The organism is Allobranchiibius sp. CTAmp26 (assembly GCF_017565405.1).
Classification (GTDB): Bacteria; Actinomycetota; Actinomycetes; order Actinomycetales; family Dermatophilaceae; genus Allobranchiibius.
Genome location: NZ_JAGEKR010000006.1, coordinates 127,544 through 148,857, shown reverse-complemented (window position 1 = coordinate 148,857; position 21,314 = coordinate 127,544). Strand labels below are relative to the sequence as shown.

General features: G+C 70.5%; 21 protein-coding genes. 5 read left to right on the top strand and 16 right to left on the bottom strand.

The window, feature by feature from the left end; all coding sequences use genetic code 11:
* Window positions 1–7: 7 nt before the first annotated feature.
* Both xerD and J4030_RS04555 read right to left on the bottom strand, forming a co-directional pair.
* On the bottom strand, window positions 8–928 hold the full coding sequence (xerD, locus tag J4030_RS04560; protein ID WP_208048022.1) for a site-specific tyrosine recombinase XerD: 921 nt from the start codon (window positions 926–928) through the stop codon (window positions 8–10).
* 70 nt (window positions 929–998) lie between these two features.
* Complete coding sequence (locus J4030_RS04555; RefSeq protein WP_208048021.1) at window positions 999–2,354, bottom strand: ClC family H(+)/Cl(-) exchange transporter; 1,356 nt, start codon at window positions 2,352–2,354, stop codon at window positions 999–1,001.
* A gap of 28 nt (window positions 2,355–2,382) precedes the next feature.
* On the opposite strand from J4030_RS04555, the gene J4030_RS04550 reads away from it, so the two are divergent.
* The gene (locus J4030_RS04550; RefSeq protein ID WP_208048020.1) at window positions 2,383–2,886 is read left to right on the top strand and encodes a MarR family transcriptional regulator; all 504 of its coding nucleotides are present in this window, start codon (window positions 2,383–2,385) and stop codon (window positions 2,884–2,886) included.
* Window positions 2,887–2,889: 3 nt separating this feature from the next.
* Here the strand turns inward: J4030_RS04550 and J4030_RS04545 are convergent, their stop codons facing one another.
* Complete coding sequence (locus tag J4030_RS04545) at window positions 2,890–3,681, bottom strand: SCO family protein (protein WP_208048019.1); 792 nt, start codon at window positions 3,679–3,681, stop codon at window positions 2,890–2,892.
* Between the two features lie 111 nt (window positions 3,682–3,792).
* Between J4030_RS04545 and J4030_RS04540 the strand changes: the two genes are divergently transcribed.
* A complete protein-coding gene (locus J4030_RS04540; protein ID WP_208048018.1) occupies window positions 3,793–4,410 on the top strand; it encodes a hypothetical protein in 618 nt (205 codons plus the stop codon).
* Window positions 4,411–4,474: 64 nt separating this feature from the next.
* On the opposite strand, the gene hisS is transcribed toward J4030_RS04540, so the two are convergent.
* Window positions 4,475–5,797, bottom strand: a complete 1,323-nt coding sequence (gene hisS, locus J4030_RS04535; protein ID WP_208048017.1) for a histidine--tRNA ligase — start codon at window positions 5,795–5,797, stop codon at window positions 4,475–4,477.
* Window positions 5,798–5,821: 24 nt separating this feature from the next.
* On the bottom strand, window positions 5,822–6,517 hold the full coding sequence (locus J4030_RS04530; RefSeq protein WP_208048016.1) for an MBL fold metallo-hydrolase: 696 nt from the start codon (window positions 6,515–6,517) through the stop codon (window positions 5,822–5,824).
* A 103-nt stretch (window positions 6,518–6,620) separates the two neighbouring features.
* On the opposite strand from J4030_RS04530, the gene J4030_RS04525 reads away from it, so the two are divergent.
* The 3 genes from J4030_RS04525 (at window position 6,621) to J4030_RS04515 (ending at window position 10,023) form a co-directional block, all read left to right on the top strand.
* Window positions 6,621–7,358 (top strand): peptidylprolyl isomerase, encoded by a 738-nt coding sequence (locus tag J4030_RS04525; RefSeq protein ID WP_208048015.1) that lies wholly within the window; start codon window positions 6,621–6,623, stop codon window positions 7,356–7,358.
* 113 nt (window positions 7,359–7,471) lie between these two features.
* On the top strand, window positions 7,472–8,737 hold the full coding sequence (locus J4030_RS04520) for a DUF349 domain-containing protein (protein WP_307864555.1): 1,266 nt from the start codon (window positions 7,472–7,474) through the stop codon (window positions 8,735–8,737).
* The gene (locus J4030_RS04515) at window positions 8,737–10,023 is read left to right on the top strand and encodes a M18 family aminopeptidase (RefSeq protein WP_208048013.1); all 1,287 of its coding nucleotides are present in this window, start codon (window positions 8,737–8,739) and stop codon (window positions 10,021–10,023) included. The genes J4030_RS04520 and J4030_RS04515 overlap by 1 nt, the downstream gene beginning before the upstream one ends.
* Window positions 10,024–10,095: 72 nt before the next feature.
* Here J4030_RS04515 and J4030_RS04510 read toward each other — a convergent pair whose 3' ends face one another.
* From J4030_RS04510 to pdxT, 11 genes are all read right to left on the bottom strand, one after another.
* Entirely contained in the window at window positions 10,096–10,632 is a 537-nt protein-coding gene (locus J4030_RS04510; RefSeq protein WP_208048012.1) for a GNAT family N-acetyltransferase, read from the bottom strand.
* A complete protein-coding gene (locus J4030_RS04505) occupies window positions 10,619–13,003 on the bottom strand; it encodes a bifunctional (p)ppGpp synthetase/guanosine-3',5'-bis(diphosphate) 3'-pyrophosphohydrolase (protein ID WP_208048011.1) in 2,385 nt (794 codons plus the stop codon). The genes J4030_RS04510 and J4030_RS04505 overlap by 14 nt, the downstream gene beginning before the upstream one ends.
* A gap of 9 nt (window positions 13,004–13,012) precedes the next feature.
* Window positions 13,013–13,549, bottom strand: a complete 537-nt coding sequence (locus J4030_RS04500) for an adenine phosphoribosyltransferase (RefSeq protein ID WP_208048010.1) — start codon at window positions 13,547–13,549, stop codon at window positions 13,013–13,015.
* Window positions 13,549–14,715, bottom strand: a complete 1,167-nt coding sequence (secF, locus tag J4030_RS04495) for a protein translocase subunit SecF (protein WP_208048009.1) — start codon at window positions 14,713–14,715, stop codon at window positions 13,549–13,551. Before secF ends, J4030_RS04500 begins: the two co-directional genes overlap by 1 nt.
* Before the next feature lies 1 nt (window position 14,716).
* Entirely contained in the window at window positions 14,717–16,747 is a 2,031-nt protein-coding gene (gene secD, locus J4030_RS04490; RefSeq protein ID WP_307864554.1) for a protein translocase subunit SecD, read from the bottom strand.
* 6 nt (window positions 16,748–16,753) lie between these two features.
* Window positions 16,754–17,224 (bottom strand): preprotein translocase subunit YajC, encoded by a 471-nt coding sequence (locus J4030_RS04485; RefSeq protein WP_208048008.1) that lies wholly within the window; start codon window positions 17,222–17,224, stop codon window positions 16,754–16,756.
* 116 nt (window positions 17,225–17,340) lie between these two features.
* Complete coding sequence (ruvB, locus tag J4030_RS04480) at window positions 17,341–18,465, bottom strand: Holliday junction branch migration DNA helicase RuvB (RefSeq protein ID WP_208048007.1); 1,125 nt, start codon at window positions 18,463–18,465, stop codon at window positions 17,341–17,343.
* A complete protein-coding gene (gene ruvA, locus J4030_RS04475) occupies window positions 18,462–19,076 on the bottom strand; it encodes a Holliday junction branch migration protein RuvA (RefSeq protein ID WP_208048006.1) in 615 nt (204 codons plus the stop codon). The genes ruvB and ruvA overlap by 4 nt, the downstream gene beginning before the upstream one ends.
* Window positions 19,073–19,636: a crossover junction endodeoxyribonuclease RuvC gene (gene ruvC, locus J4030_RS04470; protein ID WP_208048005.1), complete on the bottom strand. Its 564-nt coding sequence runs from the start codon at window positions 19,634–19,636 to the stop codon at window positions 19,073–19,075. Before ruvC ends, ruvA begins: the two co-directional genes overlap by 4 nt.
* 106 nt (window positions 19,637–19,742) lie before the next feature.
* Window positions 19,743–20,498 (bottom strand): YebC/PmpR family DNA-binding transcriptional regulator, encoded by a 756-nt coding sequence (locus J4030_RS04465; protein ID WP_208048004.1) that lies wholly within the window; start codon window positions 20,496–20,498, stop codon window positions 19,743–19,745.
* Window positions 20,499–20,602: 104 nt separating this feature from the next.
* Window positions 20,603–21,226 carry a pyridoxal 5'-phosphate synthase glutaminase subunit PdxT gene (pdxT, locus tag J4030_RS04460; RefSeq protein ID WP_208048003.1) on the bottom strand — a complete coding sequence of 208 codons (624 nt, stop codon included), beginning with the start codon at window positions 21,224–21,226 and terminating at the stop codon, window positions 20,603–20,605.
* Window positions 21,227–21,314 lie beyond the last annotated feature (88 nt).

The following is a 21,314-nucleotide window of genomic DNA, read 5'->3' as shown; positions in this document are numbered from 1 at the left end:
CCCGCTGTCAGCGTGCGCGGGGGTGAGCGGCGGCGAACACTTCGCGCAGTTGCTGCACCGAGACCATCGTGTAGATCTGGGTGGTGGTCACCGAGGCGTGGCCGAGCAGCTCCTGCACCACCCGCACGTCGGCCCCGCCCTCCAGCAGGTGGGTCGCGAAGGAGTGCCGCAGCGTGTGCGGGCTGATGTGCCCGCCCAGTTCGGCGCGTTCCGCGCTGGCCTGGACGATGTTCCAGACCGACTGCCGCGACAGCCGGGTGCCGCGCTGTCCCACGAACAGCGCGGGCGTGCCCTTGCCAGCCTTCACCAGGGCGGGCCGACCGCGCACCAGGTACGCCGTGAGCGCGTCCTTGGCGTAGCCGCCCAGCGGCACGATGCGCTCCTTGCTGCCCTTGCCGAAGACCCGCACGGCGTCGGTCTCCAGCTCCAGGTCGTCGACGTCGAGCCCGGTGGCCTCGCTCACCCGGGCACCCACGCCGTACAGCAGCTCCAGCAGCGCACGGTCGCGCAACGAGACGGGCGTGTCCCCCACCGCCGCCGCTGAGAGCAGTCGCTCGACCTGGTCCAGCGGGATGGCCTTGGGAAGCCGGCGCGGGGGCCGCGGCGGGGTGACCGCCGCTGCCGCGTCCGCGGTGGCGTCACCCTCCAGGGTCAGGAACCGGTGGAAGCCGCGCACCGCCACCAGGTTCCGGGCGGCGGACGAGGCGGCCAGCGCGGGATGCTCGGCAGTGCCCTCGCGCAGGGTGGCGGCGTACTCCGCGACGTCGGCCTCGCCGACCACGGCGGGATCGGTGATGCCGCGGGCGGCGAGGTAGGCGACGTACCGGCGCAGATCGCGTTCGTACGCGCTGAGTGTGTGCTGGGAGACTCCGCGCTCGACCCGCAGATGGTCCAGCCACCCGCGCACCGCTCGTTCGATTCCGCTCACCACGGTGCACCATTCAAATCGATCACGGCCTCGGGACGGGCCAGGCAGCGCCGCGGACACGGCCTCGATGTCAGCCTGCGGCGGTCGCCGCGGGTGCCTCGGACCTGGTGGCCGCCTCCACGGCGTTCTCCCGCGCGGCCGATGCTGCTCGTCCGGTCAGCTGGTCGTAGATGGGCGCGGATCGCAGCATCGTCGCCACCAGCATCGCGATGGCGCACGCGCCGAGCATCGGCGCGAGCTGGGTGGTGGACCCGGTCATCTCGGTGGCCAGCACGATGCCGGTGACCGGCGCGCGGACCGTGGCGGTGAAGAACGCCGCCATCCCGATCAGCGCGAGTCCCGCGGGAGCGAGCGTCTCGTGAGGCGCGAGCATGTGGCCGATCAGCCCCACCAGCAGTCCGAGCTGGGATCCGAGCACGAGCATCGGTGCGAACAGACCGCCCGGTGTCGCCGCGGCGTACGAGACCACACCCAGCGCGAACCGCACGGTGATGAGCCCGACCACCGCGAGGACCGCTCCGTGGCCGAGCAGCGCACGTTGGGTCAGGTTGTCGCCGCCTCCCACCAACGGGGCGGCCCACCAACCCACCGCGCCCACGACCGCACCGATGCCGACGGCCCGCAGCACGACCGGGCAGCGGCTGCGATCCGCGATCCGCAGCCCCGCCATGACAGCGCCGTTGTACGCGACCCCCAGCAGCCCGGCGGCCACACCGAGGGTGATCACCGACGGCGCCTGGGCCAGGGTCGGGTCGCCGAGGGTCGGCACCCGGAAGTCGGTCGTGGTGGAGTTGTGCAGCACGAGGTGGGCGCCCGCGAAACCGGCGGCCGATGCGACGAGCGTGGCGAGGGTCGTGCGCGGGTCGAACCGCTTCACCAGCTCCTCCAGGACGAAGACACCGCCCGCGATCGGTGCGTTGAACGCCGTCGCGAGACCGGCCGCAGCACCGGCCGCGACGAGCACGCGCACGTCGCTGCGGCTGCGCCGCAGCACCGCGGCGACGATCACCGCGATGTTCCCGCCCATCTGCACCGACGGGCCCTCCCGGCCGAGTGCCAGGCCCGAACCGATCGAGAGAAGTCCGCCGACGTACTTCACCGGCAGGATCCGGAACCGGCCCGGCACCGCCCTGCCCTCCACCACCGCCTCGACACGCGGGATGCCGCTGCCTTCGGCGTGCGGTTCGACTCGGTGAACCAGCCAGGCGGCGGCCCCGGTGGCCGAGGCGCAGATCGCGACGATCAGCAGGAACCCCGGCACCTGCATGCCGTGAGCCCACCGCACCAGGTCCACCCGGCCGCGTCCCGCAGCGTCCAACAGGATCCCGAAGCTGCCCGCGACCAGACCGGTGAGCAGCCCGACCACCGCAGCCGCGGCCACGAACGTCGGCTGGCCGTCAGTTGCCGCCCTTCCGATCTTCGCCATCACCACTGCATTCTGCAATGATTGCAGTGTGCAACGAAAACGGCTGACGAGATCCGGGAACGACGGGCAGGACACGGAGGACTTCGTCAATGCGCTCCTGACCGCCTCCAGGGTCCTCGTCGGAGTGTCCGCGCGCTCTCTCGCCGATGTCGAGGAGACCGTGACCCCGACCCAGTTCCGCGTCCTCGTCGTGCTCGCGGGCAACGGCGACGGCACCCTCGGTCAACTTGCCGCCAGCCTCGGTGTGAACGCCTCGACCGCCCAGCGCCAGGTCGATCGACTGATGCACGACGGGTTGGTGGACCGGCGGGAGAACCCGCAGGACCGCCGCGAGGTCGCAATCACCCTGACGCAGCACGGATCTCGCCTGGTCGACGTGGTCACCAGTCGCCGTCGCGTGGCCATCGCCCAGATCGTGCAGGACATGCAGGACACGGATCGCCGGGCCCTGATCGCTGCCCTGGAGGCCTTCGCGACCGCCGCCGGGGAGCCCACCGCACGCCCCGATCACGCCCTTCGCCTCGGCTGGTGACCCTCAGGCCGGCGATCGGCCCCCGACCCAGGCCAGCACCTTCTGCGCCTGCGCCTGGGTCCACGCCGTGTCCGGCGCGGCCTGCAGGCCACGCCGCCCGTCGGCGTCCATGAAGTCGTACAAGGTGCGCGGCACCGATGCCTTGGCCGCGTACGGCGCACCTTCCAGGACGAAACGCTCACGCCCGCGCGCGTCGAGGAAGAACACCTCGTCGGAGTGCTGGACGTCGTAGGTCAACGGCGCGCCCGTGCGCCAGTTGCGGGGAGCCGGCCCCGGGCCTTCGCCGACCTTGTGGCGCCACACGCCCAGGTAGTCCCACAGGGCGTTGACGGTCGACGGCGTGCCGGTCAGTGCCAGCCAGTTCGACGGCGGTGGGACGAACAGACGCCGGTACGCGGCGATCTGCGCGGCCGTGTCGCGTCCCGGGTCGACCGTGATCGACAGGAACTCCTGCCCCGATCCGCGGCCGGCAGCGTCCTCGGCCCGGACGGTCTGCACCAGCGTGGCGGTGTCCGCCGGGCAGGTCTCCTGACAGAGCGTCATGACGTCGGAGATCGCCACCGTCTTCCCCGCGAAGTCCGCCAACCGCACGGAACGTCCGTCACTGTCGGTGAAGCTCAGATCGCGGATCGACGCAGGAAGCGCACTGTCGAGCGGAGTGCCGATCCGGTCCATGGTGCTCGACGCCCCCGCGTCGGACGTCTCGCTGTGACCCGTGCCGGACGCGCCGGCGGAGCAGGCCGCCAGGCACGCGCACGCGGTCAGCGCCGCGGTCATCGCTGCGAACCGTCGCATGCGAAGGATGGTGGCACCGCAACCTGGGCGGTTCCCGCACTAGGTTCGTCAGCACGCTGAGCCCGCGATCGATGCTGGCGAGAGCGACCCCGATCCACCGAGACTGGGACGGTGCCCATGAAGCTGTACGCCGACCGCCAGGACCGGCTGTTCCGCCAGATCGTCTTCGACGCCCTCGTGGCGGTCTGGGTGATCCTGTGGGCACGCGCCGGGTGGGCGGTCTACCAGCACACCGTCGCCGCCAAGGGCGGCGCGCGTGACCTGTCGGCCGGCGGCGAGCGGTTGCGGACCCAGATGGGCAACGCAGCGCGCGCCGTCGACGGAGTGCCGCTGGTCGGGGGGCAGCTCAAGGAGCCGTTCGTACAGGCCCAGGGCGCCGGCACCTCCATGACGAACGCCGGTCAGCAGTTGGGCGACACGATCGAGACCCTCGGTCGCGTCATGGGGTCGCTGACGGCCGGGATCCCGATCGCGATCGCCCTGCTGGTGTGGGCCATCGTCCGGCTGCCGTACGTACGTCGCGCCTCCCGTGCCCGGTCCCTGGCCCGGACCCCAGGCGGGATGGACCTGCTGGCGTTCGACGCGCTGCGGTCTGCCACGCCCCGCGAACTCGCCGGCATCGGCGACGAACCCGTCGACGGATGGCGCCGCCGCGACCCGGAGACCATCGTGGCGCTCGCGCGGCTGCGGCTGAGCGCCCTGGGCCTGCAGTTGGAGGAACTGCCCTAGCCGGCTTTCGGACATGCACGCCGGGTCATCTGTGACCCGGTGTGCAGGTCCAAAACGTGAGGTTTCAGGGCAGGACGAGCGTCGGGTGAAGGTCCGCCTCCGGCGGCGACCAGGTGTCCCGGTCGGCAGGCACCTGATCCCCGCTGCGGATGTCCTTGACCTCGTCACCGTCGCCCGACGGGAACCATACGAACGGGATGCCGCGCCGGTCGGCGAACTGGATCTGCTTGCCGAACCGGGCGGCCTTGGGCGCCACCAGGGTGGCGATTCCCCGGGCCCGCAGGGCTGCGGCGACCCGCATCGAGTCCGACCGGGACTCCTCGTCGGTCACCGCGACCAGGACGGCGGCGGGCGTCTCACGAGAGGCGGTCAGTCCCCCTTCGGAGATCAGCAGGCCGAGGAGCCGGGACACCCCGATGGAGATGCCCACCCCCGGATAGGTGCGCTTGCCGTCACTGGCCAGGGCGTCGTACCGGCCGCCGGAGCAGATCGAGCCGAAATCCTCGTGCCCCTCGATGACCGTCTCGTAGACGGTGCCCGTGTAGTAGTCCAGACCGCGGGCGATCTTCAGCTCGGCCGACAGCACACCCGGCGCGTGCTCGTTGCCCGCGTCCATGACCGCCGCGAGCTGCGCCAGCCCCTCGTCCAGCAGCGGGTGCTCGACGCCCAGCGCCTGCACCTGATCGACGAAGCTGCTGTCCGGGGTCGCGATCGCCGCGAGGTCCAGGCACCTGCTCGCCTGCTCCTCGCTGAGCCCGGCGGCCCGCAGGACCTTGCGCACGCCGTCCGCGCCGATCTTGTCCAGCTTGTCCACCGTCCGCAGGGTGCCCGCGACGTCCTCGATGCCGAGGCCGAGGTAGAACCCCTCGCAGATCTTGCGGTTGTTGACCTGGATCTTGTACGGCCCGATCGGCAGCCGGGAGAACGCGTCCGCGATCACCAGCGGGAGCTCGACCTCGTAGTGGCCCGGCAGCGTGTCCGCCTCGACGATGTCGATGTCGGCCTGGAGGAACTCGCGGTAACGGCCCCGCTGAGGCCGCTCACCACGCCATGCCGGCTGGATCTGGTAGCGGCGGAACGGGAACGTCAGCTTGCCGCCGTTCTCCAGCACGTATCGCGCGAACGGCACCGTCAGGTCGAAGTGCAGGCCGAGTGTTGGCGTGCTGCCGTCGTCGCCGGCGAGGCGGCGTACGCCGTAGATCTCCTTGTCGGCGTCCTCCCCCTGGTCCGACAACCGCTCGACCGGCTCCAGGGCGCGGGTGTTGACCGAGGCGAACCCGTGCAGCTCGAAGACCTCGCGGATGGTGTCCAGGAAGTGCTGCTCGACGATCCGCTGGGTCGGCAACCACTCCTGGAAGCCGCTGATGGGGGTGACTTTGCTCGCCATGAGGTGCGTGAACGCCCTTCTCGTCTAGAGGTTCTGCAGGTAGGGGTTGGTGGCGCGCTCCCGCGCCATGGTGCTGCCGGGTCCGTGCCCGGGCAGCACCAACGTCTGATCCGACAACGGCAGCACGACCTCCCGCAACGACCTCTGCATCGCCTCCGCGGACCCACCGGACAGGTCGGTGCGCCCGATGGATCCGGCGAAGAGGACGTCGCCGGTGAGCATCGTCGCGGTGCAGGCCGCTTCGTCCGGTACGCCGTCCGGTATCCCGTCGAGCCCGAACATCACCGAGCCCTGGGTGTGTCCCGGAGCGTGCAGCACGTCGAGCGGGAGCCCTGCGAGCTCGAGCCGGGCACCGCCGTCGATCTCCACGATGCGCGACGGCTCGCTCCAGGTCGCTGCCTTGCCGAACTGCTGCTCGAACATCGCCAGCATCCCCGGGTCCAGGGACCCCAGCGGATCCTCCAGCCGGTAGCGGTCCTCCTGGTGGATGTAGGCACCGAGTTCGCCGCCGCACACCGGAGTGACGGAGTAGACGTGGTCGATGTGTCCGTGGGTGAGCAGCACGGCACTGGGGCGCAGCCGGTGCTCGCGCAGCACCTCGGCCAGGGTGTCCGTGACCCCGATGCCCGGGTCGACGACCACGCACTCCTGACCCGTGCCCGTCGCCAGCACATAGCAGTTGGTGCCGAACACAGGGGCAGGGAAGGCGAGAGCAAGCACCGCGCGAGCCTATCCACGACGCGTCGCCGCTCCCAACGGGTTGCCTACACTGCCGTGAGGCACCACGTTCGGTGCCGGAAGCTGTCGAGGTGAGGAGGGGCCTGTGCGACGGTCACGAGGCGCAGTGGTCTGCGCTGTCGTCGCGGCGGCGGGTCTGACGAGTGCCTGCAGCTCGCAGGTCGCCGCAGCCGACAGGACGGCGTCCAGCTCGACCCCCTCGTCGTCCGCCCCGGCCGGTGCCAGCGCCCTGCACTGCAGCGCGGCACCGGCGGCGCGCAGCGCCGGCCCCGCGCTCACGTTGCCGGACAAGAGGACGGCCGCGGGGAAGACCTTCGTCGCGCGCATCCAGACCAACTGCGGCACCATCACCGCGTCGCTGTTCGGTGCGAAGGCCCCGCAGACCGTCGCCTCCTTCGTCGCACTGGCGAAGTCCTTCTACGACAAGACCCCCTGCCACCGGCTGACGACGTCCGGCATCTACGTCCTGCAGTGCGGCGACCCGACCGGGAACGGGAGCGGCGGCCCCGGGTACGCCTACGGCATCGAGAACCCGCCCGCGGACGGCGCCTACCCCGCCGGCACCCTGGCGATGGCCCGCACGCAGAATCCGACCAGCAACGGCAGTCAGTTCTTCATGGTCTACCGCGACAGCACGATCGACCCGTCGACCGGTGGCTACAGCATCTTCGGGCGGATCACCTCGGGTCTGCCCATCCTGCAGGCCCTCGCGAAGAAGGGCACGGACAACGCGAACGGGGTGGTCTCCGGCACCACCGGGGACGGACATCCGACCCAACCCATCGGCATTCTGCAGATCACCGTCACCGAACAGAAGGCATGAGAGCCGTGTCAACGGACATCCCGAAGCCCCATCCCACCCCCGGCCCCCGGCCCGGACCCCGCCCGGGCGCCGCGCCGACGGGACCCGTCGCGCCCGTGCAGCCGGTCGCGCCCGTGACCCCCACGAGCAACGCCGCCTCGTTCGGCAGGGTCGCCGAGGACGGGACCGTCTTCGTGCGCACACCCGACGGCGAACGCGAGGTGGGCAGCTACCCGGACGCGAGCCACGACGAGGCGCTGGCCTACTTCGCCCGCAAGTACGACGAGTTGGCCGCCTCCGCAGCGCTGTTGCTGCAGCGCGTGGTCCAGACCGACCTGACCGCCGGCGCCGGCGGTGAGCAGCTGAAGCACCTGCGCACCGGCGTGCGTGAGGCACGGGTCGTCGGCGACCTCGCCGCCCTCGACGCCACCCTCGAGCAGATCGCCACCGCCCTGAAGGCGAAGGGTCAAGTAGAGGGTGAGGCTCGTGCCGCCGCACGGGAGGTCGCCCTGACCGCCCGCGAGGCGCTGGTCGCCGAAGCGGAGAAGATCGCCGCGGTGCCCGAGCGCAGCATGCAGTGGAAGACCAGCACCGCACGGATGCGCGAGTTGCTGGACGAGTGGAAGAACGCCCAGCGCACCGGCGCACGGCTGGAGAAATCCGTCGAGAACGCGCTGTGGACCCGCTTCAGCGCGGCACGCAACGGCTTCGACAAGGCGCGCCGGACGCACTTCGCGGCCCTGGACGACGAGCACACGCACGCCAAGGCACGCAAGCGTGAGCTGGTCACCGAGGCGGAGAAGCTGTCGACCTCGACCGAGTGGGGCCCGACGGCCGGTGCGTTCAAGCGTCTGATGAGCGAATGGAAGCGCGCGGGTCGTGCGTCCCGTTCGGACGACGACAAGCTCTGGGAGCGCTTCAAGGCCGCCCAGGACACCTTCTTCCATGCCAAGGACGAGGTGGTTGCTGCGGAGAACGTGGAGTTCGAGGCCAATCTGGTGGTCAAGGAGGGCCTGCTCAAGGAGGCCGAGGCCATCCTGCCGGTCAAGGACCTGGCCGCCGCCAAGTCGTCTCTGCGCGGGATCCAGGACCGCTGGGACGCCGCCGGCAAGGTGCCCCGCAAGGACATGGAGCGGGTCGAGAAGGCCATGCGCCGGGTCGAGACGACCGTGCGGGACGCCGAGAACACCCGGTGGAAGAAGACCGACCCCGAGATCGCGGCACGCGCCAACTCGATGGTCACCCAGCTGGAGCGCGCGGTCGCGGACCTGCAGGCCGACCTCGACAAGGCGACGGCGGCCGGCAACGAGCGCAAGGCCGCCGAGGTCCGCGACTCGCTCACCGCACGCCAGGCCTGGCTCGACCAGGCTCGCGGTGGCGCCGCCGAGTTCGGCGAGTAGTGGGCAGCCCGACGGCCGCGGACGGCCTGGTCGACTACCTGAACGCGAGTCCCTCGCCGTTCCACGCCTGCGCCACCACGGTGGACCGGCTGACGACGGCGGGCTTCGTCCGGTTGCACGAGACCGACGTGTGGCCTACCGAGCCCGGCCGCTATCTGGTGGTGCGCGGCGGTTCGCTGATCGCCTGGTCGACGCAGTACGCCGCCGGTCCGGCCACGGCGTACCGGGTCGTCGGTGCTCACACCGACTCCCCCAACCTGCGCATCAAGCCGCGTCCCGACCTCGCGCGCGCCGGCTGGCAGTTGCTCGGGGTGGAGGTGTACGGGGGCCCGCTGATCTCCAGCTGGCTCGACCGTGATCTCGGCCTCTCGGGCCGGGTCGCGGTGCGTGACGGGTCCGGCGTGCGCGCCGAGCTCTTCCGCGACGACGACCCGGTGCTGCGGGTCTCGCGTCTGGCGATCCATCTCGATCGCAGCGTGCGTGAGGGCGAAGCGCTCAACCCCCAGCAGCACCTGGCACCCCACTGGGGCCTCGGCGACACCCCCGGTGACTTCCGCGCATACCTGGCACAGCGGGTCGGGGTCGACTCCCCCGACGTACTCGGCTGGGACGCGATGACCCACGACCTGCAGCCCGCGAGGGTCTTCGGACGGGAGCGCGACCTCGTCGTCGGCGCCCGGATGGACAACCTGGCCACCTGTCACGCGGGTACCTCGGCGCTCGTCGCGGCCGTGGAACGGCCGGCAGCCGACCCCGGCGTACCCGTCTTCGCGATGTTCGACCACGAGGAGGTCGGCAGCGTCTCCGAGCGCGGCGCGGCCAGTGTCTTCCTGCCCGCCGTCCTCGAGCGGATCACCGCCTCGCTCGGCGGGGATCGCCAGGATCACCTGCGCGCCCTGGCCGGCAGCGTCGTCGCCTCGGGCGACATGGCACACGGCACGCACCCGAACTACGCCGATCGTCATGAGCCCCAGCACCAGATCGCCGTCAACGGCGGACCCGTCCTGAAGATCAACGCCAACCTGCGCTACGCCACCGACGCCATGGGCGCAGCGGCGTTCCGGCTCGCGTGCGCGCAAGCGGGCGTGCCGGTGCAGGAGTTCGTGACGCGTTCGGACCTGCCGTGCGGCTCGACGGTCGGCCCGGTCACCTCGGCCGGCACCGGTGTCAGCACTGTGGACTTCGGCGCCGCGACCATCTCGATGCACTCCGTGCGCGAGTTGGTGGGCGCGGCGGACCAGCAGATGTACGCCGACGCGCTGGCCGCGTTCCTCTCCCCCGTCTGACCCGGCCCGGTTGTCCGCAGATTCGTGCGGACGGGTGCACGAAAGTGCGGACAACCGCGGGGTCAGCGGCCCTCAGCGCAGGTCGAGCACGTACATCATCCGGTCGAAGCGCTGCCCGCCTGCCACGACGAAGTCGCCGAGCACGCCGTACCGGCGGAACCCCAACGACTCGTAGAGGGCCTGCGCGCGGACGTTGTCGTCGCGGAAGTCGACCGTCAGCTTCTCGACCCCGGCTCGGCGCGCCGACGCGACCAGTTCGCCGCACAACCGCCGTCCGACGCCGGCACCCTGCCAGCTGTCCCCGACGGCCAGCAGCACCAGGTCGGCGTGCCGGGCGAAGGTCGGGCGTGCGTAGCGCTCCCAGAAGCCGAAGCCGGCCAGTCGTCCCTCGTGTCGGGCCACGAGCAGCGTGGCCGAGCCGTCGGGTGCCGTCGCGATCCGGGACAGCACCGCCGCGATCTCGGCGCGCGGTGGCGGGCTCAACCATCCCAGCGCCGCGCCGCCCGCGATCAGTTCACCCAGCAGTTCCGTGGTCTGGTCGATCAGGGTCTCATCGAGCTCCCCGTCGGACAACGAGTGCACCGACAGTGTCGTGTCAGGTCGCGGCACGCGCGGCTTCCGTGTCCTGCGATGCGTCCTGCGGCGTCTCGACCGCGGTCGACTGTGTGCTCTCGTCGGTACGCCGATGACCCGAGCCGGTGATCCGGTAGACGTCGAAGACGCCGTCGATGTTGCGCACCGCCTGGATGACGTGCTTGAGGTGGCTCGGATCGCCCATCTCGAAGGTGAACTTCGACAGCGCGACCCGATTGCGGCTGGTCGCGACACTGGCGGACAGGATGTTGACGTGCTGTTCGGACAGCACGCGGGTCACATCGGAGAGCAACGCGTTGCGATCCAGCGCCTCGACCTGCAGCTGCACCAGGAACACGCTCGCGGCGGAGGGCGACCAGGCGACGGCCAGGATCCGCTCGGGCTGATTGCGCAACTGCTCGACGTTCTTGCAGTCGGTGCGGTGCACGGAGACCCCGTTGCCGGTCGTGACGAAACCGATGATGTCGTCGCCCGGCACCGGTGTGCAGCAGCGGGCGAGCTTGACCCACACGTCGTCCGTGCCGACGACCGTGACACCCGGGTCGGTCTGACGGCGGCGGGTGTTGGCGTGCGGCGTCGTCGCCTCGGCGAGGTCCTCGGTCGCCGCCTCTTCGCCCCCGAGCGACGAAAGCAGTTGACTGACCACGTGATCCGCGGACACGTGACCGTCGCCGATGGCCGCGTAGAGCGTGTCGATGTCGTGATAGTGCAGACCTGCGGCGACCTCGGTCAGCGAGTCGTGCGACATGAGGCGCTGCAGGCCGACGCCCTGCTTGCGGACGTTCTTGGCCAGCGCCTCCTTGCCGGACTCGATGGCCTCCTCGCGACGTTCGCGGGAGAACCACTGCCGGATCTTGTTGCGCGCTCGTGGGCTCTTGACGAAGTTCAGCCAGTCGCGGCTCGGGCCGGCACCGTCGGCCTTGGAGGTGAGCACCTCCACCACGTCGCCGTTCTCCAGCGGAGACTCCAGCGGCACGAGCCGGCCGTTGACCCGCCCGCCGATGGTGTGGTGACCGACCTCGGTGTGCACGGCGTAGGCGAAGTCCACGGGCGTCGACCCCGCGGGCAGGCCCATGACCTCGCCCTTCGGGGTGAAGACGTAGACCTCGCGGCTGCCGACCTCGAAACGCAGCGACTCCAGGAACTCGCCGGGATCGCTGGTCTCGCGCTGCCACTCGAGCAACTGGCGGAGCCACGCCATGTCGTTGACCGGGCCGTCTCGGGTGTCCAGCGTCGCGCCGGCCACTGCGGACCGCGCGTCCTCCTTGTACTTCCAGTGCGCCGCGACGCCGTACTCCGCGCGCCGGTGCATCTGGTAGGTGCGGATCTGGATCTCGACCGGCTTGCCCTCCGGACCGATCACCGTGGTGTGCAGCGACTGGTACATGTTGAACTTCGGCATCGCGATGTAGTCCTTGAACCGCCCCGGCACCGGGCTCCATCGCGTATGCAGCGTGCCCAGCACCGCGTAACAGTCGCGCACCGACTCCACCAGGACGCGCACCGCCACGAGGTCGTAGATCTCCTCGAAGTCGCGGCCGCGCACGATCATCTTCTGGTACACGGAGTAGTAGTGCTTCGGGCGGCCGGTGACCGTGGCCTTGATCTTGGCGGCCCGCAGGTCGGCGCTGACCTGCTCCCCCACGCCCTTCAGATACTCCTCGCGGGCCGGCGCCCGGTCGGCCACGAGCCGGGCGATCTCGTCGTACACCTTGGGGTAGAGGGTCGCGAACGACAGGTCCTCCAGCTCCCATTTGATGGTGTTCATGCCCAGCCGGTGGGCGAGCGGGGCGAAGATCTCCAGCGTCTCGGTGGCCTTGCGCTGCGCCGACTCGACCGAGACGTAGCGCCAGGTGCGCGCGTTGTGCAGCCGGTCGGCGAGCTTGATGACGAGCACCCGGATGTCGCGCGCCATCGCCACGACCATCTTGCGGACGGTCTCGGCCTGGGCCGCATCGCCGTACTTGACCTTGTCCAGCTTCGTGACGCCGTCGACCAGCATCGCGATCTCGGCGCCGAACTCCGTCTTCAACTGATCCAGGGAGTACGCCGTGTCCTCCACCGTGTCGTGCAGCAGCGCCGCCGCCAGCGTCGGAGGTGTCATGCCCAGCTCGGCGAGGATCGTCGCCACCGCGAGCGGGTGGGTGATGTAGGGGTCGCCGCTCTTGCGCAGCTGCCCCTCGTGGCACCGGTCGGCCACGGCGTACGCGCGCTCGATGACCGAGACGTCGACCTTGGGATGAGTGGTGCGGACGGTTCGCAGCAGCGGCTCCAAGGCCCTGTTGCTGCCGGACCGTGGACCGCTGAACCGCACGAGGCGGGCGCGCACCCGGGAGGCCGCCGCGGACGAGGGCGCCGGTGTGGCCCCGCCGTCCTCAGCACTCATGCAGCGATCCTAGTCGCCGTCCACCGACACCAGGACGTGGACGTCGCGCTCCCCCAACGCGTCCCGCCCGTGCAGGAACGCCAACTCCATCAACATCTGAATACCGGTCACCTTCGCACCGGTTCGCTCCAGCAGAGCGCACGCCGCGGCCGCCGTGCCACCGGTCGCGAGGACGTCGTCGATCACCAGCACCCGATCACCCGCACCGACCGCGTCCGCGGTGATCTCGATGGTGGCGCTGCCGTACTCCAGGTCGTACTCCTGGCTTAACGTCTCGCCGGGCAGCTTGCCCGCCTTGCGCACCGCCACGAACGGCAGACCGAGGGCCAGGGCGACCGGCGGTCCGATGATGAAACCACGCGCCTCGACCCCCGCCACCGCGTCGACGCGGCCGTCGAACCGTGCGGCGATGTCGTCGACGACCTGCTGGAAGGCCGGGGCGTCCGCGAAGAGCGGTGTCAGGTCCTTGAACGCGATGCCCGGCTTGGGGAAGTCGGGGATCTCCCGGGTGTGCTCTCGGAGCACCTGGCCGATGTCGACCGGCATCAGTCCCTTTCGTTGTCGCGTACGGCGAGGGGGTGGACCTCGCGCTTGCGCACCCGCGTACGGCGTGCCGCAGCAGCAGCCTCGGCGCGTTCCGGCTCCACCACGCCCGAGATGTCCTCACCCTGCAGGTGCTCGCTCGCGGCGCCACCGCCGGTCTCGGCGAGGACCGCCTGCTGGGAGGTCTGGAAGCTGTGCGCCCGCCGTTCCAGGTCATGCATCTGCGGCTCACGGGAGCGCAGCGATGCGAGCAACGGCGTGGCGATGAAGATCGAGGAGTAGGTGCCGACCGCGATACCGATGAACAGAGCCAGCGCCAGGTCGAGCAGCGTGCCCGGGCCGAGCACCGTGAAGCCGACCACCAGCAGGGCCGCGATCGGCAGCAGGGCGACGACCGAGGTGTTGATCGAGCGCACCAGGGTCTGGTTGACGGCGTAGTTGGCGGCCTGGGTGTAGGTGCGCGACCCGGTCGCCAGCGCCTCGTCGGTGTTCTCCCGGACCTTGTCGAAGACCACCACGGTGTCGTAGATGGAGTATCCGAGGATCGTGAGGAAGCCGATGACCGTCGCCGGTGACACCTCGATGCCGACCAGGGCGTAGATCCCGACCGTCAGCACCAGGTCGTGCACCAGCGCCACGAGCGCGGAGACGGCCATCTTCCAGGTGCGGAAGTAGACGCCCAGCAACAGCGAGACCAAGACCAGGAAGACGATCAGCGCCTGGACGGCCTTGTGGGTGACCTGCGACCCCCACGACGGACCGATGAACTGGCTGTCGACCGAGGTGGTCGGCACCTTGAATTCCTGGGCGACTGCCGCGGAGACCCTGTCGGTCGTCGTGGCGGCGTTGTTGCCGACCTTCTTGGAGTCGATGGTGATGGATTTGGCGCCGACCTTGCTGATCTCCAGATTCGCCGAGGAGCCGGTGACCGACGCCACGGCCTTCTGGGCGCGGGCGTCGTAGTTGGACAGGTTGGAGATACCGGTGACTCGCAGCTCCGAACCGCCCTTGAACTCCAGGCTGAGATTGAGACCCCGGCCGAAGAGGCCGACGAGCGCGAGCACGAGGAAGACCGCGCTGATCGCGTACCAGGTGCGCCGGCGGCCGACGATGTTGAGCTGCCGGCGACCGGTGTAGAGGTCGTTGCCGAACTGGGAGAAGCTCGCCATGTCAGGCCTGCTTTCCAGCCGCGGCTGCGGCCTTGCGCTCGGCGATCGTGACCCGTCCGCGTCCGGCGTACGTCACGCCGCGCGCGCCGAGCCGCTCCGGGTCGAACCCGGACCACTTGTGCCCGTTGCCGAAGAACGACGTGCGCGACAGCAGCGTGAGCACGGGGTGGGTGAACAGGAAGACCACCAGGATGTCGATGAGGGTGGTGAGGCCCAACGTGAAGGCGAAGGCCTTCACGTTGTCCTCGGAGAGGATGTAGAGCACCGCGGCGGCCAGGAAGTTCACCGCGTCGGAGACCAGGACGGTACGACGGGCGCGGGACCAGCCGGTCTGCACGGCCGCTCGCAGCGGCCGTCCCGATCTGACTTCGTCACGCACGCGTTCGAAGTAGACGATGAAGCTGTCGGCCGTGATGCCGATCGCGACGATCAGACCGGTCACGCCGGCCATCGTCAGACGCAGGTTGGCGGTGTAGCCGAGCAGGGTGACCGCGCCGTACGTGATGACAGCGGACGTCACCAGCGAGGCGATGGTGACCAGGCCGAGCAGCCGGTACTGCGCCAGGGAGTAGAGCACCACCAGGATCAGGCCGATGATGCCAGCGATGATGCCGTCGCGCAGCTGCTGCGAGCCCAGCTGCGGGCTGACCTGGCTGGAGGTCAACTCGTTGAAGGAGAACGGCAGCGCTCCGAACTTCAGCTGGTTGGCGAGCGTCTGGGCGGTGCTCTCGGTGAAGCTGCCGGTGATCTGCGCCTTGCCGCCGGTGATGGCGCCGTTGGTGTTGGACGGCGCCGAGATGACCTTGCCGTCGACCACGATGCCGAACTGGTTGCGCGGCGGCTGCAGACCGTTCAACCGGCCGGTCACCTTCGCGAACTGCGATGCGCCCTTGCCGTTGAAGGTCAGGTTGACCTCGTACTGACCCGTGGTCACGCCCTGCTGGGTGGTGGCCTGGCCGAAGCTGGCATCGGTGATCTGGCTGCCGGTCACCTCCGAGGGGCCCATCAGGTACTTCATCGCGGGTGCCTGCGCGCCGGACGTCGAGGTCCCGGTGTCACACCCGACGGTCGGCTGCGACGCCGGGATCTGCGAGGCGACCTGCTGCCACTTGGCGGCCAGCGGGCCGAGCCGGCTGTCGTTGTTCGAGCAGGAGTAGCTCGTCAGCAGCTGGCTGTAGGTCTCGCCCGTGGTCGCCAACTGGTTGTCGACCCAGTCCTTGCTGACCGTCCTACTCTCCCAGCCCGTGTCACTCGCGCCCAGACCGCTCGTGGTGGTCGCCGCACCGGTGGGGTCGTACGGCGTGGGCAGGGTGCGAGCGGGGGTCGTGGACGAGGACGCCGTGGCCTGGGGGGTGCTGCTCGCGGGCGCGCTGGGGGTCGACGCCGTCGAGGTGCTGGTGGCGGCAGCCGTGCTCGTCGGGCTCGGGGTGGTCGGTGTGGCCGTGGCCGCCCGGAACGCCTGCGGCAGCACGTCGTTCGCCGTCGAGCTGCTGGATGTGCTCGAACTGGTGCCGGAGGGCGTCGCCGTACCGGAGGGGCTGGTCGACGACTTCGGCGTCGTCGAGCTCTTGGCGGCCGGCGCGGTGTACGGCGTGGGCAGGGTGAAGGTCGGCGGGGTGTCCTGGGTGCTGTTGATGACCGCGCGGAAGAACAGCTGCGAGGACTGCGCCAGCGAGCTCAGTGTCTGCTGGCTCGGGTTGCCGGGCAGTGACACCTGGATGTTCTTGGCCCCGAGCCTGCTGACCTGGGCTTCGGACACGCCGTTGCCGTTGACCCGCTCGCGGATGATGTCGATCGCCTGGTCGACCTCGCCGGACGTGACCGTCTGGCCCTTGCCGACCGAGGGCTGCAGGACGATCTGGCGGCCGCCCTCGAGGTCGAGTCCGAGCTTCGGGCTCCACTGTCCGGCGGGGTTGCCCAGTGCCGCGCTGGCGCCGATGGCCGCGAAGAGCGCGATCACCAGGGCGGCGAGGAGGACGAGGGTGCGGACGGGTCGCCCGCCCGGCGTCGTACGTCGTGTGCGTGTTGCCACCGGTGCTCAGGCCTCCGCGCGGGTGTCGTCATGGTCGTCGGGCGTCCGGTCGGGTGAGCCCGGCGATGCGCCGGCCGGTCGGTTGTCCTGAGGAGGCAACGCCTCGCCCGCTGCGGCGGGTTCCGCCGCGTCCTTCGAGGATCCCACTTCAGGGGATTCGGTGCTGGTGGCCGGCGCCTCGGGCAGCAGCGCGGAGCGCGGCACGACGGCTCGGCGAACGAACTGCAGGTGCACCCCGGGGCTCACCTCGACGGTGGCGGTCCGCTCGTCCAGGGCGGACAAGGTGCCGAGGAGACCGGACGTGGTGCTCACCGCGGTGCCGAGCTTCAGGCTCTCCTGCTGCTGCTGCGCCTGGCGGCGTTTGCGCCGGTTGGAGACGAAGAGCAGCACGCCGAGGAGGATGACCACCCCGATGAGGATGAACGTGCCGTTGCTCGACCCGGAGTTACCGGAACTGGCTGCTGCAAGAGCGGGCATGGAACGGAACGTCCTTCGGGTCTCACGGTGCGACGCAGCCACACCGGCCCGTCGTTGGATTACCAGCGGCAGAGTCTAGGTCAGCTTGGGGGCTTACCCAACCGCAGGCCACGCCGTCAATCGGTGTCGGACGTGCCCCCGCCGAACCGGCCGTCGACATCGCCGAAGCCCAGCTGCGTTCCTGCTGCGCCCGGTGCGGGAGGAGTCAGGCCCAGGTGCGCCCACGCCATCGGGGACGCGGCCCGGCCGCGCGGCGTACGCACCAGGTACCCCTCCCGCACCAGATACGGCTCGGCGACGGTCTCGACCGTGTCGGCCTCCTCGCCCACCGCCACGGCGAGGGTCGAGAGCCCCACGGGCCCGCCACCGAAGCGCCGGCAGAGGGCGTCGAGCACCGCCCGGTCGAGCCGGTCCAGGCCGCGATCGTCGACGTCGAAGAGCTGCAGTGCCGCGCGAGCCGCGGTCAGGTCGACGATCCCGTTGCCGTGCACCTGCGCGTAGTCACGGACTCGTCGCAGCAGCCGGTTGGCGATCCGCGGGGTGCCGCGGGAGCGCCCGGCCATCTCGTCGATCCCCTGCGGGGTGCTCTCGACGCCGAGCAGCGTGGCGTTGCGGGTGAGGATCGCGGCCAGGTCCGCCGTCGCGTAGAAGTCGAGGTGTCCGGTGAAGCCGAAACGGTCGCGCAGCGGCGCGGGCAGCAGGCCCGCCCTCGTCGTCGCACCCACCACGGTGAACGCCGGCAACTCCAGCGGGATCGCGGTGGCACCCGGGCCCTTGCCGACGATGATGTCGACCCGGAAGTCCTCCATCGCCAGGTAGAGCATCTCCTCGGCGGGGCGCGCCATCCGGTGGATCTCGTCGAGGAAGAGCACCTCACCCTCGGCGAGCGAGGACAGCACGGCGGCGAGGTCGCCCGCGTGCTGGATCGCCGGACCGCTGGTGATCCGGATCGGTTGCTCCAGCTCCGCGGCGATGATCATGGCCAAGGAGGTCTTGCCCAGGCCGGGTGGGCCCGACAGCAGCACGTGGTCCGGCGGTGCACCGCGGCGCCGCGCGGCCTCGAGCAGCAGACCCAGCTGGTCACGCACCCGCGGCTGGCCGGGGAAGTCTGCCAGCTTGCGCGGCCGCAGGGCCGCTTCGAACCGGCGGTCCTCGTCGACCGGGTGGCCCCCCGGGTCCACGATCCGCGCCGTCGCGTCGTACGACTCGTCCTCGTACGACGGGTCGTCGCTCTCGCTCACCGGCCCAGCTCCCGCAACGCGGCGCGCAGCAGACCCGACACGTCGCGCACCTGGCCGTCATCGGAGGCCGCGTCGACGACCCGCTCGACGGCGTCCTGCGCCTGCTTGCCCGACCAGCCCAGACCGACCAGGGCCTCGACGACCTGTCCGTGCTCGCCCTCGACGATGCCGGACGCCTGCGTCGCCGCATCCTCCGCGCCGACCGCCGATATCGGGCCGACCTTGTCCTTCAGCTCCAGCACGATCCGCTCGGCGCCCTTCTTGCCGATGCCGGGCACCTTCACCAGCGTGGCGAGGTCACCGCCGGCGATGGCGGCGCGCAGCACCTCCGGTGCGTGGATCGCGAGCATCGCGAGCGCGAGCCGAGGCCCGACACCGCTGACGGTCTGGACCAGCTCGAAGAGGTCGCGCTCACTCGTGGTGGCGAAGCCGAAGAGGGTGAGCGAGTCCTCGCGTACGACCAGCGTGGTCGCCAGGGTGGCCGTCTCGCCGACCCGCACCGACGCCGCGGTGGAAGGGGTCGCGAGCACCGACAGTCCGACGCCGCCGACCTCGACCACGAGGGTGCCGAGACCGGTCGCGAGGACCGTGCCCCGCAGGCTCGCGATCATCGGGCCACCCGCCGCGCCTGAGCTCGGGCTGCCTGAGCTGTTTGGGCTGCCTTCTGGCGGGCCAGGGCCTGGGCGATGCGGTCCTGCGCGCCGCCGCGCCATACGTGGCAGATCGCCAGGGCCAGAGCGTCGGCAGCGTCGGCCGGCGTGGGAGCGACCTGCAGTTTGAGGATCCGGGTCACCATCGCTGTCACCTGCGCCTTGTCGGCGCGGCCGTTGCCGGTAACCGCGGCCTTCACCTCCGAGGGGGTGTGCATGGCGAGCGGCAGCCCCAGTCGGGCCGCGGCGAGCATCGGGACGGCGGAGGCCTGCGCGGTGCCCATGATCCCCTTGATGTTGGCCTTGGCGAAGACGCGTTCGACGGCGACGGCGTCGGGTGAGTACCGCTGCAGCCACTCGTCGATCTCGGTCTGCAGGGTGAGCAGGCGTTCAGCGGGATCGTCGCCGGGCGGCGTACGCACGACGCCGACGGCGATCATCCGGACCGGTTCGCCGATGCCGCCCTCCACCACGCCGAGGCCGCACCGGGTCAGCCCGGGATCGACGCCGAGGACACGCACGCAAGCCTCCTGGAGAATGAATCGCCGTGTGCCGAACACTTGTTCGGCACATGGCGACGCTACCCGGAGCGGGGACCGACCGCGGGCAGGCGGTGCGGCGAGTCGCCTACTCCTCGTCGAGCTCGGCGAGGACCTCGTCGGAGACATCACCGTTGGCGTAGACGTTCTGCACGTCGTCGCTGTCCTCGAGCGCATCGATGATGCGGAACATCTTGCGGGCACCGTCGGCGTCCAGGGGCACCTCGACCGTGGGCAGCCAGGAGGACTCGGCCGAGTCGTAGTCGATGCCCGCGGCCTGCACGGCCTCGCGGACCGCGACGAAGTCGGTGGCCTCGGAGACGATCTCGAAGGACTCCCCCAGGTCGTTGATCTCCTCGGCTCCGGCGTCCATCACGACCTCGAGGATGTCGTCCTCGCTCTTGTCCGCCTTGGGCACCGTCACCAGGCCCTTGCGGTGGAACTGGAAGGCGACCGAGCCGCTCTCGGCCATCGTCCCCCCGTTGCGCTGCAGGGCCGTGCGCACCTCGGCGACCGCGCGGTTCTTGTTGTCGGTCAGGCACTCGATCAGCAGCGCCACGCCGCCGGGCGCGTACCCCTCGTAGGTGAGCGCCAGGTACTCCGCCGCGCCGGCCTCCGCGCCCGAACCGCGCTTGACCGCGCGGTCGATGTTGTCGTTGGGCACCGAGGACTTCTTGGCCTTCTGCACCGCGTCGTAGAGCGTCGGGTTGCCCGACAGGTCGCCGCCGCCGGAGCGCGCCGCCACCTCGATGTTCTTGATCAGCTTCGCGAACAGTTTGGCGCGCTTGGCATCGACCACCGCCTTCTTGTGCTTGGTGGTGGCCCACTTGGAGTGCCCGCTCATGTTCTCCCTGCTTCGTGCTCGTTGCGTCCGTCACCGACGGCTGATCCGCCCGTCATCGTAACGATTCGCGCGGGGGCGCGATTCCGGCGGCGTACGCCGCACGCCTACGACACGCGTACGGCGTCGCGCACCATGGCGGCGAAGTAGTGGTGCACCCGGTAGTCGTCGGTCACCTCGGGGTGGAAGGACGTCGCGAGCAGCCCGCCTTGGCGGCACGCCACGATGCGTCCCCGCGCCGGTCCGTCCGGGACCGTGCCGAGCACCTCGACCCCCTCCCCGGCGCGTTCGACCCAGGGGGCGCGGATGAAGACCGCGTGCACCGGGGTGTGCGCGCCGTCCGCGAGCGACGGCATCGTCAGATCGGTGTCGAACGAGTCCACCTGACGCCCGAAGGCGTTGCGCCGAACCGTGATGTCCATCCCGCCGAGGGTCTGCTGGCCGGGCTGGCCGTCCAGTACTTGGTCGGCCAGCAGGATCATCCCGGCGCACGACCCGTAGACCGGCATCCCGGCCGCGATGCGCGCACGGATGGGCTCCTGCAGCTCGAAGATGCGCAGCAACTTGTCGATGGTGGTCGACTCCCCACCGGGGAGGATCAGCCCGTCGATCCGCGCGACCTCTTGCGGGCGGCGTACCGGCACCGCTTCCACGTCGGCGCCGGCCAGCGCACGCAGGTGCTCACGCACGTCCCCTTGTACGGCGAGCACTCCGATGCGTGGCTTCGTCACGCGCCGATCCTACGGAGCGTGAGCGTGGAGTCGTCGCGCGCTCCATAGGGCGCGCGGGAAGTTGGGAGTTGTTACGCGCTCCATAAGG

Coding starts and splice junctions, on each gene's coding strand:
- J4030_RS04465 (WP_208048004.1), bottom strand. CDS start 20,498: ATGAGCGGGCACTCCAAGTGGGCCACCACCAAGCACAAGAAGGCGGTG.
- hisS (WP_208048017.1), bottom strand. CDS start 5,797: ATGGCGAGCAAAGTCACCCCCATCAGCGGCTTCCAGGAGTGGTTGCCG.
- J4030_RS04500 (WP_208048010.1), bottom strand. CDS start 13,549: ATGCCGGTCGACATCGGCCAGGTGCTCCGAGAGCACACCCGGGAGATC.
- J4030_RS04485 (WP_208048008.1), bottom strand. CDS start 17,224: ATGCCCGCTCTTGCAGCAGCCAGTTCCGGTAACTCCGGGTCGAGCAAC.
- J4030_RS04555 (WP_208048021.1), bottom strand. CDS start 2,354: ATGGCGAAGATCGGAAGGGCGGCAACTGACGGCCAGCCGACGTTCGTG.
- secF (WP_208048009.1), bottom strand. CDS start 14,715: ATGGCGAGCTTCTCCCAGTTCGGCAACGACCTCTACACCGGTCGCCGG.
- J4030_RS04545 (WP_208048019.1), bottom strand. CDS start 3,681: ATGCGACGGTTCGCAGCGATGACCGCGGCGCTGACCGCGTGCGCGTGC.
- ruvA (WP_208048006.1), bottom strand. CDS start 19,076: ATGATCGCGAGCCTGCGGGGCACGGTCCTCGCGACCGGTCTCGGCACC.
- J4030_RS04505 (WP_208048011.1), bottom strand. CDS start 13,003: ATGAGTGCTGAGGACGGCGGGGCCACACCGGCGCCCTCGTCCGCGGCG.